Below are 12,744 nucleotides of genomic sequence, written 5' to 3'. Positions count from 1 at the left end.
GGGCGGTGCGGAGTTCGTCATCCCGACGATGGAGTTCGGGAAACATTCCAAATACAGAATGAGGCGGGTCATCCTGCCTTTTTCGTCTTTGGCGGTTCGGTTGGCACCGGCGAGGGCAAGGCAATGGTGCTTGTTTTCGGATCGGGGCCTCACCATATCGATTCAAGGGAATGATAAAATTCCCTGACGACAGACCGGAAAACCAGAAGGAGTGACGTGATGAAGACGTCGAACCCGGCCTGGAGCGTTTCGGTGTATTGAGGCTGCCCCATGTGCCTCCCTTTGCCGGAACGCCAAGGCGAAGGAGGTGCCCAATGGCACACAAATTTTCGTTTCGATGGATCAGTATAGCCGCGATCGGCACCGCGCTGGCGCTGTCGACGCTATCGGCGCAGGCGCAATTTGTCTGCGGTGGCCACAGCGACCTCGTCGCGGGGCTGGCGCAGGCCTTTCAACAAAAGCAGATCGGCTACGGTGTGGTCGGCGAGGCCGCCATTGTCGAGATCTATGTTGCGGCAAATGGGACCTGGTCGATGCTGGTGACCGACGTGAAGGGCCGAAGCTGCATCTTCGCGACCGGTGACGGATGGGAGAATACCGCCATCGCCACCGCGCAAGGGATCTGATCGCCCGTTCAGCGCGTCGCCGCCGTCTCGGCATGGCCACGCAGCAGCGCCATCAGGCGCTTGGCGTCCTTGGCGGCGGCTTCCTCATCGCCGTCCAGGATCGAGCGGATCAGCGCGACATGGTGCTCGGCGGATTCGGCGAGCCCCGTATCGGCCTTGTAGCGAAACCAGAAGCGGCGGCTGTGGGTCTGCAAGGGCGCGGCCAGCCGCGCCGCGAACGGGTTGTCGGCAGCTTGCGCCAGCGCCTCGTCGAGCGCCTTGTCGGCCTGGATGAAGGCCAGCACGTTGCCCGAGATGACCGCCTTCTGCATGGCAAGTGCTGCGTCGTGAAACATGTCGGCGGCCTCGCGGGTGACGAAACGGGCGGCTGAGCGTGCCAGCACAACCTCGACGCCGCGGCGCGCGTCAAGCACGCGCAGCCAATCGCCGGGATGCAGCGGCGCAATGGCGATGCCGGCGCGTGGCCTTATGTCGAGCAAGCCTTCCCAGGCCAGGCGCTGGATCGCCTCGCGCACTGGCGTGCGGCCGAGGCCGAGCCTTTCGATCAGGGCGCCCTCGGTGACAAAGCTCGCCGGCGCCAGTTCCAGCGTCACGATCATATGTTCGAGCGCGCGATAGGCCTTGGTGGCAGCCGGCTCTGGGGATGCAGTGTCGGTGGATATCAAAGGTGCGCTCCTGATATATTTTAGATATATCATAGCAGATTCCGCATTGACAGTAGATTTCTTAGCAGATATACGGCTGATATATCAGATGGAGAGACAGCTATGTGGACCGGAGTTTTCCCTGCCGTCACGACCAAATTCACTGCTGACGACCGCCTCGACCATGCCGAGATGGAGCGCTGCTTTGCCTTGCAGATGGAGGCCGGCTGCGACGGCATCATCGTCTGCGGCTCGCTCGGCGAAGGCCCGATGCTGTCGCATGACGAAAAGATCGAGGTGCTGAAGACGGCACAGAAAGTCGCCGGGAACAAGCCGGTGCTGCTGACGGTCAACGAGGCCGGCACCCGCGAGGCGGCAAGCATCGCCAAGCGCGCCGCCAAGGAAGGCGCCAACGGGCTGATGGTGGTGCCGAGCCCGATCTATCACACCAACCCGGAAGAGACGGTCGCCGCCTTGCGCGCCGTCGCCCAGGCCGGCGACCTGCCGGTGATGATCTACTCCAACCGGCTCGCCTACCGCGTCGACGTCACCGTCGACCAGATGGAGGAGCTGGCCGCCGACAAGCGCTTCGTCGCCATCAAGGAATCGTCGGACGATATCAGGCGTTCGACCGAGATCATAAACCGCTTCGGCGACCGCTACGATTTGTTCACCGGCGTCGACAATCTCGCTTTCGAGGCGCTGTCGGTCGGCGCCATCGGCTGGGTAGCGGGTCTGGTCACGGCCTTCCCGCGCGAGACCGTCGCCATCTACCAACTGATGAAGCAGGGCCGCCGCGAGGAGGCGCTTTCGGTCTACCGCTGGTTCCGACCGCTGCTTGATCTCGATGTCTCGACCTATCTGGTACAAAACATCAAGCTTGCCGAAGTGTTCGCCATCCAGACCAACGACCGCGTGCGCATGCCGCGCCAGCCGCTGTCAGGCGAGCGCCGCAAGACAGTCGAGAAGATCGTCAAGGACGCATTGGCGGTACGGCCGAAGCTGCCGACGTTCTGAAAGCTTTCTTCTCCCCGTTCGCGGGGAGAAGATGGCGGCAGCCAGATGAGGGGCAGCGCCAGCGTGCAAGGAAATTCCAGATCGGCAGAGGCGGGGAGCCGCCCCTCATCCGCCCTTCGGGCACCGCAGCCCTTCGCTGGCGCTCCGGGCGTTCGTCGTTCGGAAAGCCAAGCAATTGGCTTTTCGTCCGCTGCGCGGACCACTCCTCACCCCCGTGAACGGGGAGAAGGGGAAGACATCGCCATTGTCGGTGGCGGCATTGTCGGCATCTGTGCCGCAGCCCTGCTGGCTGAGGCCGGGCGCAGCGTCACCGTTTTTGACCGTACCGGCATCTGCGAGGAAACCAGCTCCGGCAATGCCGCCGCCTTCGCCTTCTCCGATGTGCTGCCGATGGCGCATAAGGGCATGATGCGGCAATTGCCGAAATGGCTTGCCGATCCGCTCGGACCGCTCAGCATCCCACCGGCCTATCTGCCGAAGCTCCTGCCGTGGCTGTTCCGCTTCTGGCGCGCTGGCGCGCCGCGGCATTATGAGGCGAGCCTTGTGGCACAGGCGGGCATGATGAGGCTCGCCGAGGCCGAATGGATGGGGTTGCTCGAGCGGTCCGGCACCCGGCCGATGCTGCACGAGGATGGTTCGCTGGAACTTTACGAAAGCGAGGCAGAGTTCCAGGCCGGACTGTCGGGCTGGGCGGCGCGAGAGCGCTTCGGCATCGGCTTTCGCCATGTCGAAGGCGAGGAACTGGCGCGGCTGCAGCCTGGACTGTCACCGCGCTTCATCAAGGGCACGTTCGTGCCGGGATGGAAGACCGTCGCCGACCCGAAACTGCTCGGCAAGGCAGTCTGGGCCTATGCCGAAGGGTTGGGCGCGCGTTTCGAAAAAGCACGCGTCGAGCGCATCGCCGCCGATCATGCCGGCGTGACGCTGACGCTGGCCGACGGCACTGTCCGGCAGGCGCGGCATCTCGTCGTCGCGGCCGGGGCATGGTCGCATTTGCTGGCCAAGAACTTCGGTGACATTATCCCTTTGGAGACCGAGCGCGGCTACAACACGACATTGCCGAAGACCGCCTTCGCCGTGCAGCGGATGCTGATCTTCTCCGGCCACGGTTTCGTCATCACGCCGCTCGACACAGGCTTGCGCGTCGGCGGCGCCGTCGAGTTGGGCGGACTCGACCGGCCGCCGAATTTTGCGCGCTCGAAGGCAATGCTGGAAAAAGCCAAACAATTCCTGCCGGGGCTGGACCCGTCAGGCGGCCGCGAATGGATGGGCTATCGTCCGTCGCTGCCGGATTCGCTGCCGGTCATCGGCACGGCGCGCACTGCGCCCAACGTTGTCTACGCCTTTGGCCATGGCCATCTCGGCCTGACCCAGGCGGCGGCCAGCGGCCGCTTGATCCGCGATCTCGTTCTCGGGCAGACTTCGCCGATCGATCTTACCCCCTTCAGCCCGCAACGGTTTTGAGTTCGAGGAAATCATGGCCAAAAAATCCTTCTTCTGCATCGACGGCCATACTTGCGGCAATCCGGTGCGGCTGGTCGCTGGCGGCGGTCCCTTGCTCGAGGGGTCGACGATGATGGAACGGCGAGCGCATTTCCTGGCGGAGTATGACTGGATCCGCACCGGGCTGATGTTCGAGCCGCGCGGCCATGACGTGATGTCGGGCTCGATCCTTTATCCGCCGACGCGCGACGATTGCGACATCGCCATCCTGTTCATCGAGACATCGGGCTGCCTGCCGATGTGCGGCCACGGCACGATCGGCACGGTGACGATGGCCATCGAACATGGGCTGATCAAGCCGAAAACGCCGGGTGTGCTCAGGCTCGACACGCCGGCCGGGCTGGTCATCGCCGAATACAAACAGGTTGGTGATTATGTCGAAGAGGTGCGTATCACCAATGTGCCGTCCTTCCTTTATGCGGAAGGGCTGACGGTGGAGTGTCCGCAGCTTGGCGAGATTACCGTCGATGTCGCTTATGGCGGCAATTTCTACGCCATCGTCGAACCGCAGGCGAATTACCGCGATATGGCTGACTGCTCCGCTGGCGATTTCATCGCCTGGAGCCCGGTGGTGCGGCAGCGGCTCAACGAGAAGTATTCGTTCGTGCATCCAGAAAATCCTGAGATCAACCGGCTGTCGCACATGCTGTGGACGGGCAAGCCGACGGTGGCGGGCGCCGATGCGCGCAATGCCGTCTTCTATGGCGACAAGGCGATCGACCGTTCGCCCTGCGGCACAGGCACTTCGGCACGCATGGCGCAGCTTCACGCCAAGGGCAAGCTCAAGGCCGGCGACAGCTTCGTCCATGAATCGATCATCGGTTCGCTGTTCAAGGGTAAGGTCGAAAAAGACGTCACCGTTGCCGGCAAGCCGGCCATCATCCCTTCGATCGGCGGCTGGGCGCGGATGACCGGTCTGAACACTATCTTCATCGACGACCGCGATCCGTTCGCGCATGGGTTCGTCGTCAAGTAGCGGGCTGGTTGCCCTCGGCATCGACCGAGACTTCCCGACGGAACCAGTCGGCGAAGGTGAGTGCGGCGGCGGAGGCATTCGCCGCCATGGTCAGGAAATAAGCCTTGTCGCGGTTCGTCGATATGTCGGACAGGACCACCAGGTCGCCGCGCTTCAGTTCGTCGCGAAAGACATCGACCGGGCATAGCGCCACGCCATGCCCGGCGATGATCGCGGTGGCAAGGATGTTGAAGTCGGCAAAGACCGGCCCGTTGCCGACATCGACCTTGGCCAGTCCGGCCTCGGCAAACCACTCGCTCCAGCCCTGGCGGTTCTCGTCGTGCAGCAGGTCGGCGCCGGCGATCCCGGCAGGTGTCCTGAGATGCTCCCTGCCGGCCAGATAGTAGGGGCTGCACACTGGGCGGTTGAGGCGCGAAAACAGTTTCAGGCTGGTGACGCCGGGCGTCGGATCGGCGCCGAGCGTGATCAGCACGTCATTGTCGCCATCGCCAAGCCTGTCCTCGGCTTTGGCATAGGCGACGCGCATGCCGATGTCGGGATGGCTGGCGGTGAAGGCTGGCAGGCGGGGCACAAGCCAGCGGCTGGCGATGGACGGGATGCAGCCGACAGAAATCGCCGCCGCCGCGGCATTGCGCCGGATGCGCCGGCAGGTGGCGCCGAGTTCGGCAAGGGCTGCGCTCGCTGACGCCTGCAGGATCACGCCGGCATCGGTCAGCCTTACCTTGCGAGCGTCGCGGTGGAACAGAGGCACGCCAAGCCACTCCTCCAGGCGCCTTATCTGGTGACTGATCGCCGGATGGGTCACATGCAACTCTTCGGCGGCAGCGGAAAAGCTCAAGCGGCGGGAGGCAGCCTCAAAGGCCCGGATGGCATTCAGCGGAATGTAGTCCATCGGTAAGATTTACTAACATGACCGGTGAGAAGCAATCATTTGAAAGTCCGCCCGGCATGCGGCATCTCTACCGTGGATCACCAATCCATCCTCAACTTCTCGATCCTTGGCCGGCATCCGCAGGGAAAACCGCAATGTTCACCAGACAATTGGCTGATGTAGAAAAATCTGACTTCTTCGTGAATTGGGGCAACGGCACCAGCCACCGGCTGCTGACCCGGCAGGACGGCATGGGCTTCACCGTCTGCCACACTGTCGTGCGCGCAGGCAGCGAATCGCGCCTCCACTATGTCAGGCATTTCGAGGCCTGTTATTGCATCGCCGGCGCCGGCGAGGTCGAGGACATGTCCGGTGCGGTGCATCGTATAGAGCCGGGTACGATCTATGTGCTCAATGAGCATGACGAGCATTATCTGCGGGCCGACGCCGCAGGCGACATGATCCTGGTCAGCGTCTTCAATCCGCCCTTGAAGGGTACGGAGCGGCATGCGCTGAGCGACCACGGTGGATCCGCCTACTGATCACAGACGCGCAGTCGCTTCCTTGCCCGGCGGGCGGGCCTGGAAGCCTGGTTTTTTACACTGTCTTCTATCGACCATCACAATCCACTTGCGCATAGCCTAAGGCCAAGCGGCAAGAATCTTGCCCCCGAGGAAAGGAATGTGGCTAAAAAACGAAGCCTCTCAGAAACGCAACGAATCGTCTCATCACCTAATTTTGACGGCGATTTCTTCGAAATGAGGTGCATGGTCCGGCTGAATCGTCAAAGACATTGCGTTATGCCAATGATAGGGTCCGCGATAGTCCAGGGGTCGGGAGCAAAAAAACGGACAATCGGAAGGCGTGCCGACAAAACACGCACGACGTTTGAAAAATCACGTTGCAATCCGGGCTCGAAACTTTACGACTAGGGGAAATACGAAAAGGAATGCGTCTGCATGGGCGACATTCCAGGGGAGCCATGTACACATGCAGTACTTTGTCCAGCAGCTTATCAATGGGCTGACGCTGGGATCGATCTATGGGCTGATCGCAATCGGCTACACGATGGTCTACGGCATCATCGGCATGATCAACTTCGCCCATGGCGACATTTTCATGGTCGGGGCATTCGCCGCCCTCGTCGTCTTCCTCATCCTCGGCTCCTTGTTCTATTCGGTGCCGATCGTCCTGGCGCTGCTGATCATGATGATCGTGGCGATGCTGCTCACCAGCCTCTACAACTGGACGATCGAGAAGGTGGCCTACCGGCCGCTGCGCGGGTCGTTCCGGCTGGCGCCGCTGATCACCGCCATCGGCATGTCGATCGCGCTGTCGAACTTCATCCAGGTGACGCAGGGTCCGCGCAACAAGCCGATCCCGCCGATGGTCAGCCAAGTCTACAACATCAACGGCATCAGCGTGTCGCTGAAGCAGATCATTATCGTCATCGTCACCGCGCTGCTGCTGGCGCTGTTCTGGTACCTGGTCAACAGGACCTCGCTTGGCCGCGCCCAGCGCGCCTGCGAACAGGATCGCAAGATGGCCGCGCTGCTCGGCGTCGACGTCGATCGCACGATCTCGATCACCTTCATCATGGGCGCAGCGCTTGCGGCCGTCGCCGGCACGCTGTTCCTGATGTATTACGGCGTTATCGCCTTCTCCGACGGCTTCGTGCCGGGGGTCAAGGCCTTCACCGCGGCCGTTCTCGGCGGCATCGGGTCTCTGCCGGGCGCCGTGCTTGGCGGGCTGTTGATCGGCTTCATCGAGAGCATGTGGTCGGCCTATTTCTCGATCGACTACAAGGACGTCGCGGCGTTCTCCATCCTGGCGATCGTGCTGATCTTCCTGCCTTCCGGCATTTTGGGCCGGCCAGAAGTCGAAAAGGTCTGAGACAATGGCGGTTACCGTATCCTCGGAGCGCGACACCGTCGCCTCCCCCGTGCAGCGCGCATTTCGTGAGGCGCTCTATGCCGGTGCCATCTCGCTGGGCCTGTTCGTTCTGTTCATCGGCCTGAAGACCGACCAGAACATCAGCAACCAGTTGATCCTGGTGACGCGCTGGTGGCTGCTCATCACCGTGGTCGTGCTGACCATGCTTGGCCGCTTCTTCTACATTGCCTATGGCCAGCCCTTCATGGCCAATCAGAAGATCGCCAATGTCGCCACCGGCCTGTTGCCGGCCAGCGTGGCGTCGCGCTTCTTCCTGCTTCCGGCCTTCATCGTGGCCATCGTGCTGGCAGCGATACTGTTTGTGTTCGGCGGCGCCTTGCCGGGGCTGGTAGGTGATGGTCTGGCCGGCTATCTGCAGTTCCTGCGTGCGCTGGCCGTCATCTATGCGCTGGCCTGTGTGATCTTTTACTTCCGCGCCTACATCCACGATAATTTCACCAAGCTCGGGGTCACCGCATTGGTGCTCTATCCGATCCTGGTCGTGGGGGTGTTGTCGCTGATGTCGTGGTCGTTCGTCGGCGGGCTGCAGGGCTCACTGAAGTGGATCGACAATTTCGGCATCCAGATCCTGATCTATGTGATGCTGGCCTGGGGGCTGAACATCGTCGTCGGCCTCGCCGGCCTGCTCGATCTCGGTTACGTCGCCTTCTACGCGGTCGGCGCCTATGCCTATGCGCTGCTCGGCTCTCACTACGGCCTGTCGTTCTGGATCCTGCTGCCGGCGGCCGGCGCCATGGCCGCCTTCTGGGGCGTGATGCTCGGCTTTCCGGTGCTCCGACTGCGTGGCGACTACCTGGCGATCGTCACTCTGGCCTTCGGCGAGATCATCCGCCTGGTGCTGATCAACTGGCGTGAAGTCACCAACGGCTCGGCCGGCATCTCTGGTATTCCGAAGGTCACGTTCTTCGGCCTGATGACGTTCAATTCGACGGACCCGAACTATATCGGCAAGGTGCTGCACATCGCCCAGTCGAGCGCCTACTACAAGATCTTCCTCTACTATCTGATCCTGGCGCTGGCGCTGTTGACTGCCTTCGTCACGATCCGGCTCAGGCGCATGCCTGTCGGCCGCGCCTGGGAGGCACTGCGCGAGGACGAGATCGCCTGCCGCTCGCTCGGCATCAACACCACCACCACCAAGCTCACCGCCTTTGCCACCGGCGCCATGTTCGGCGGTTTTGCCGGCGCCTTCTTCTCCGCACGGCAGGGCTTCGTCAGCCCTGAATCCTTCGTCTTCCTGGAATCGGCGATCATCCTGGCCATCGTTGTGCTCGGTGGCATGGGCTCGCTGGTCGGTATCGCGGTCGCCGCAATGGTGATGATCGGCGGCACCGAGGCATTGCGGGAGCTCGACTTTCTCAAGCAGGTCTTCGGCAAGGACTTCACGCCGGAGCTTTACCGCATGCTTCTGTTCGGCATGGCCATGGTCATCGTCATGCTGTGGAAGCCGCGCGGTTTCGTCGGTAGTCGTGAGCCGACTGCCTTCCTCAAGGAGCGAAGAGCGGTCTCCAGTTCCTTCACCAAGGAAGGACACGGCTGATGAATGCGAGTTCGATTCAAAAGGCCAATCCGGGCATGAAAGACGCCATTCTCCAGGTCGAGCATCTGTCGATGAAGTTCGGCGGCCTGGTCGCCATCGGCGACCTGTCGTTCCAGGCCAAGCGCGGCGAGATCACCGCGCTGATCGGACCCAACGGCGCCGGCAAGACCACCGTGTTCAACTGCATCACCGGCTTCTACAAGCCGTCGGAAGGCATGATCACGCTCAACGGTGCCGACGGCTCGAGCTTCCTGCTCGAACGGCTGCCCAATCACGAAATCCCGGCGCGCGCCAAGGTGGCACGCACCTTCCAGAACATCCGCCTGTTCTCGGGCATGACGCTGTTGGAGAACCTCTTGGTTGCCCAGCACAACAAGCTGATGAAGGCATCGGGCTATACGATCCTGGGCCTGTTCGGGATCGGCGGCTACCGCAGGGCCTCGGCCGAATCGGTGGAGCTTGCCAAGCACTGGCTGGAAAAGGCAGATCTCGTCGATCGCGCCGACGATCCGGCCGGCGATTTGCCCTATGGCGCACAGCGGCGCCTCGAGATCGCGCGCGCCATGTGCACGGGGCCCGAGCTTCTGTGCCTCGACGAGCCGGCGGCCGGTCTCAATCCGAAGGAATCGGCCGCGCTCAATTCGCTGCTGATGGACATCAAGAGCAGCACCTCGATCCTGCTGATCGAGCACGACATGTCGGTGGTCATGCAGATTTCCGACCATGTCGTGGTGCTCGAATATGGCCGCAAGATTTCCGACGGCAGCCCGCAATCGGTGCGCACCGACCCACGCGTCATCGCCGCCTATCTCGGCGTCGACGACGAGGAGGTCGAGACGGTGCTGACCGAGGTCGGCGATGAAGACGTCATCGAGCAGTTGGACATAGGGCCTGATACGGCACACGGACCAGGCACGTCGTCTTCCTATCTCGCCGGCCCGGTGAGCGACACGATCGGCCACAGCGAGGGCGAGCGGGTCACGGTGTCGAAAGGCGCCTCGAAGGCAGCTCAATTCGATGCAAAGGCCAACGTCGCGCCGAGAAAACCAACCGAGCGGGCCACGGCCAAGCCCGCCGGGAAATCCCCGACATCCAAGCCGCGCGGAGGGCGTAAGTGATGGCCGAGACAACGTTGCTCGACATCAAGGGCGTCGAGACCTACTACGGCAACATCAAGGCGCTGAACGGCGTCAATGTCCACGTCAACCAGGGCGAGATCGTCGCGCTGATCGGCGCCAACGGCGCCGGCAAGTCGACGCTGATGATGACCATCTTCGGGGCGCCGCGGGCCCGTTCCGGCACCATCACTTTCGCCGGCACCGACATCACCCAGATGCCGACGCACGAGATCGCGCGCATGCGCATCGCGCAGTCGCCGGAAGGCAGGCGCATTTTCCCGCGCATGACGGTGATGGAAAACCTGCAGATGGGCGCCGGTCTCGACAACCTCAAGCACTATGACGAGGATGCCGAGAAGGTGTTCACACTGTTCCCGCGCCTCAAGGAGCGCATTGCCCAGCGTGGCGGGACGCTGTCGGGCGGCGAGCAGCAGATGCTGTCGATCGGACGCGCGCTGATGGCGCGGCCGAAGCTGCTCCTGCTCGACGAGCCGTCGCTTGGCCTAGCGCCGCTGATCGTCAAGCAGATCTTCGACGCCATCCGCGAGCTGAACCGCACGCAAGGGCTGACCGTGTTCCTGGTCGAGCAGAACGCCTTCGGCGCGCTCAAGCTCGCCACGCGCGGCTATGTCATGGTCAACGGCAACGTGACCATGAGCGGCACCGGCAAGGAATTGCTCGCCAATCCGGAAGTGCGCGCGGCCTATCTCGAAGGCGGCCATCACTGAGTTTGGAGCGGAATCTATGCATACAGTATTCCGCTCCAATTTGTTTGTTTGTCGCATGACCTTTGTCCGAAAAGTCTGCAACTTTTCGGGATCATGCTAGGGAGTCTTCACCATGCAAGGCATTCTTCACGAGGAACCTTCCATCTGGCAGTTCTTCTTCGTCACCTGTCTGCTCGGCGGCTGGGCGGCATGGATGACCGGCAAGGCAAGCGCCCAGACATGGCGCAGCCTGCCGGCGCTGTTCGCCTACCTGCTGGGGCTCGGCATCGGCATAAGGTTCATTCATCATGCCCTGTTCGGCGGCACGATGTTTTCGCTGCAATACTATGTCGTGGACACAATCGTGCTCATGATATTGGGGTTTGTCGGCTATCAATACACGCGCACCAACCAGATGGTGACGCAGTATAATTGGCTTTACGAACGTGCTTCGATCTTAAGCTGGAAGCCGAAAGGTTGACGTTCACCATTAACGCCGTCTCGGGGATGAATCGGCGTGACAAGGGCCTGAAAATCGGCAAAGTACGCTTTCTGCGATAAGGGTGGGCATCGCATGAAAGTATCATCCACGCCCACCTCGTAAATGGGAGCGTTTAAATGAAGAAATCACTTTTGTCCGCCGTTGCCCTGACCGCGCTTGTCGCGTTCGGCGGTAACGCATGGGCTGACGTCCTCGTCGGCGTCGCCGGTCCGATCACCGGCCCGAATGCGGCCTTCGGTGCGCAGCTGCAGAAGGGTGCGGAAGCGGCTGTCGCCGATATCAACGCAGCAGGCGGCATGAATGGCGAGCAGATCAAGCTTGAAGTCGGCGACGACGTCTCCGATCCGAAGCAAGGCATCTCGGTCGCCAACAAGTTCGTCGGCGACGGCGTCAAGTTCGTGGTTGGCCACTTCAACTCGGGCGTCTCGATTCCTGTGTCGCAGGAAGTCTACGTCGACAACAATATCGTCGAAGTGACCCCAGCGGCGACCAACCCGAAATTCACCGAGCGCGGCCTGTGGAACGTGTTCCGCACCTGCGGACGCGACGACCAGCAGGGCGGCATCGCCGGCGCCTATATTGCGGCCAACTTCAAGGACGCCAAGGTTGCCGTCATCCACGACAAGACCCCCTACGGTCAGGGCCTTGCCGACGAAACCAAGAAGGCGATGAACGCAGCCGGCCTGACGGAAGTCATGTATGAAGGCGTCAATGTCGGCGACAAGGACTTCTCGGCGCTGATCGCCAAGATGAAGGACGCCGGCGTCACCCTGATCTATTGGGGCGGCCTGCACACCGAAGCCGGCCTGATCATCCGCCAGTCGGCTGACCAGGGCCTCAAGGCTACCCTGATGTCGGGCGACGGCATCGTCACCGACGAGCTGGCTGCGATCGCCGGCGACGCGGTTATCGGTACGCTCAACACCTTTGGTCCGGATCCGCGCCTGATCCCCGAGAACAAGGCACTGGTCGAGAAGTTCCGCGCCCAGGGCTTTGAGCCGGAAGCCTACACGCTCTACGCCTATGCCGCCATGCAGGTCATCGCCGAAGCCGCTGCCGTGGCCAAGACGAACGACCCGGTGGAAGTGGCCAAGGCCTTGCATGAGAAGGGTCCGTTCAAGACCGTTCTGGGCGACCTCGCCTATGACGAGAAGGGCGATCCGAAGCTCCCGGGCTACATCATGTACGAGTGGAAGAAGGGTCCGGATGGCAAGATCACCTGGCTGCCGAAGTCCTGATCGGATAACGCAATCCCTACGAAATGCCCGGCGCTTGCGCCGGGCATTT

The 12,744-nt window shown here is 62.0% G+C and carries 12 protein-coding genes and 1 pseudogene; 11 read left to right on the top strand and 2 right to left on the bottom strand.

Translation table 11 applies throughout. The features are described 5' to 3' along the window. Nucleotides 1-314 precede the first annotated feature (314 nt). Nucleotides 315-626: a hypothetical protein gene (locus ACYHH6_RS02315; protein WP_352592643.1), complete on the top strand. Its 312-nt coding sequence runs from the start codon at nt 315-317 to the stop codon at nt 624-626. A gap of 8 nt (nt 627-634) precedes the next feature. On the opposite strand, the gene ACYHH6_RS02310 is transcribed toward ACYHH6_RS02315, so the two are convergent. Further along, nucleotides 635-1,324 carry a GntR family transcriptional regulator gene (locus ACYHH6_RS02310; protein ID WP_352592640.1) on the bottom strand — a complete coding sequence of 230 codons (690 nt, stop codon included), beginning with the start codon at nt 1,322-1,324 and terminating at the stop codon, nt 635-637. 69 nt (nt 1,325-1,393) lie between these two features. Between ACYHH6_RS02310 and ACYHH6_RS02305 the strand changes: the two genes are divergently transcribed. The 3 genes from ACYHH6_RS02305 to ACYHH6_RS02295 are packed head-to-tail and all read left to right on the top strand — an operon-like array spanning nt 1,394 to nt 4,766. Then, entirely contained in the window at nt 1,394-2,287 is an 894-nt protein-coding gene (locus ACYHH6_RS02305; RefSeq protein ID WP_352592637.1) for a dihydrodipicolinate synthase family protein, read from the top strand. Between the two features lie 45 nt (nt 2,288-2,332). Then, complete coding sequence (locus tag ACYHH6_RS02300; RefSeq protein ID WP_352592634.1) at nt 2,333-3,751, top strand: NAD(P)/FAD-dependent oxidoreductase; 1,419 nt, start codon at nt 2,333-2,335, stop codon at nt 3,749-3,751. Between the two features lie 13 nt (nt 3,752-3,764). Further along, on the top strand, nt 3,765-4,766 hold the full coding sequence (locus ACYHH6_RS02295) for a 4-hydroxyproline epimerase (RefSeq protein ID WP_352592631.1): 1,002 nt from the start codon (nt 3,765-3,767) through the stop codon (nt 4,764-4,766). On the opposite strand, the gene ACYHH6_RS02290 is transcribed toward ACYHH6_RS02295, so the two are convergent. Beyond that, nucleotides 4,759-5,658, bottom strand: coding sequence for a LysR substrate-binding domain-containing protein (locus tag ACYHH6_RS02290; RefSeq protein WP_352592628.1), 900 nt, complete (start codon nt 5,656-5,658; stop codon nt 4,759-4,761). The two genes, ACYHH6_RS02295 and ACYHH6_RS02290, sit on opposite strands and share 8 nt — an antisense overlap. A 134-nt stretch (nt 5,659-5,792) precedes the next feature. On the opposite strand from ACYHH6_RS02290, the gene ACYHH6_RS02285 reads away from it, so the two are divergent. From ACYHH6_RS02285 to ACYHH6_RS02255, 7 genes and pseudogenes are all read left to right on the top strand, one after another. Next, the gene (locus ACYHH6_RS02285; RefSeq protein WP_352592679.1) at nt 5,793-6,179 is read left to right on the top strand and encodes an ectoine synthase; all 387 of its coding nucleotides are present in this window, start codon (nt 5,793-5,795) and stop codon (nt 6,177-6,179) included. A gap of 448 nt (nt 6,180-6,627) precedes the next feature. Then, nucleotides 6,628-7,530, top strand: coding sequence for a branched-chain amino acid ABC transporter permease (locus ACYHH6_RS02280; protein ID WP_112559711.1), 903 nt, complete (start codon nt 6,628-6,630; stop codon nt 7,528-7,530). A gap of 4 nt (nt 7,531-7,534) precedes the next feature. After that, entirely contained in the window at nt 7,535-9,130 is a 1,596-nt protein-coding gene (gene livM / locus ACYHH6_RS02275) for a high-affinity branched-chain amino acid ABC transporter permease LivM (RefSeq protein WP_352592626.1), read from the top strand. Then, a pseudogene (locus ACYHH6_RS02270) lies at nt 9,130-10,236 on the top strand (ABC transporter ATP-binding protein); the annotation flags it as partial. The gene livM and the pseudogene ACYHH6_RS02270, both read left to right, overlap by 1 nt. Nucleotides 10,237-10,247: 11 nt before the next feature. Continuing rightward, entirely contained in the window at nt 10,248-10,976 is a 729-nt protein-coding gene (locus ACYHH6_RS02265; RefSeq protein ID WP_352592623.1) for an ABC transporter ATP-binding protein, read from the top strand. A 112-nt stretch (nt 10,977-11,088) separates the two neighbouring features. After that, on the top strand, nt 11,089-11,436 hold the full coding sequence (locus ACYHH6_RS02260) for a DUF6867 family protein (protein ID WP_023668719.1): 348 nt from the start codon (nt 11,089-11,091) through the stop codon (nt 11,434-11,436). A 137-nt stretch (nt 11,437-11,573) separates the two neighbouring features. Further along, nucleotides 11,574-12,695, top strand: coding sequence for a branched-chain amino acid ABC transporter substrate-binding protein (locus ACYHH6_RS02255; RefSeq protein ID WP_181057728.1), 1,122 nt, complete (start codon nt 11,574-11,576; stop codon nt 12,693-12,695). Nucleotides 12,696-12,744: the final 49 nt, after the last annotated feature.

This window comes from Mesorhizobium sp. P171375 (assembly GCF_057786075.1).
The sequence above is the reverse complement of the archived record's forward strand: the minus strand, read 5'-3'. Positions and strand labels throughout refer to the sequence as shown.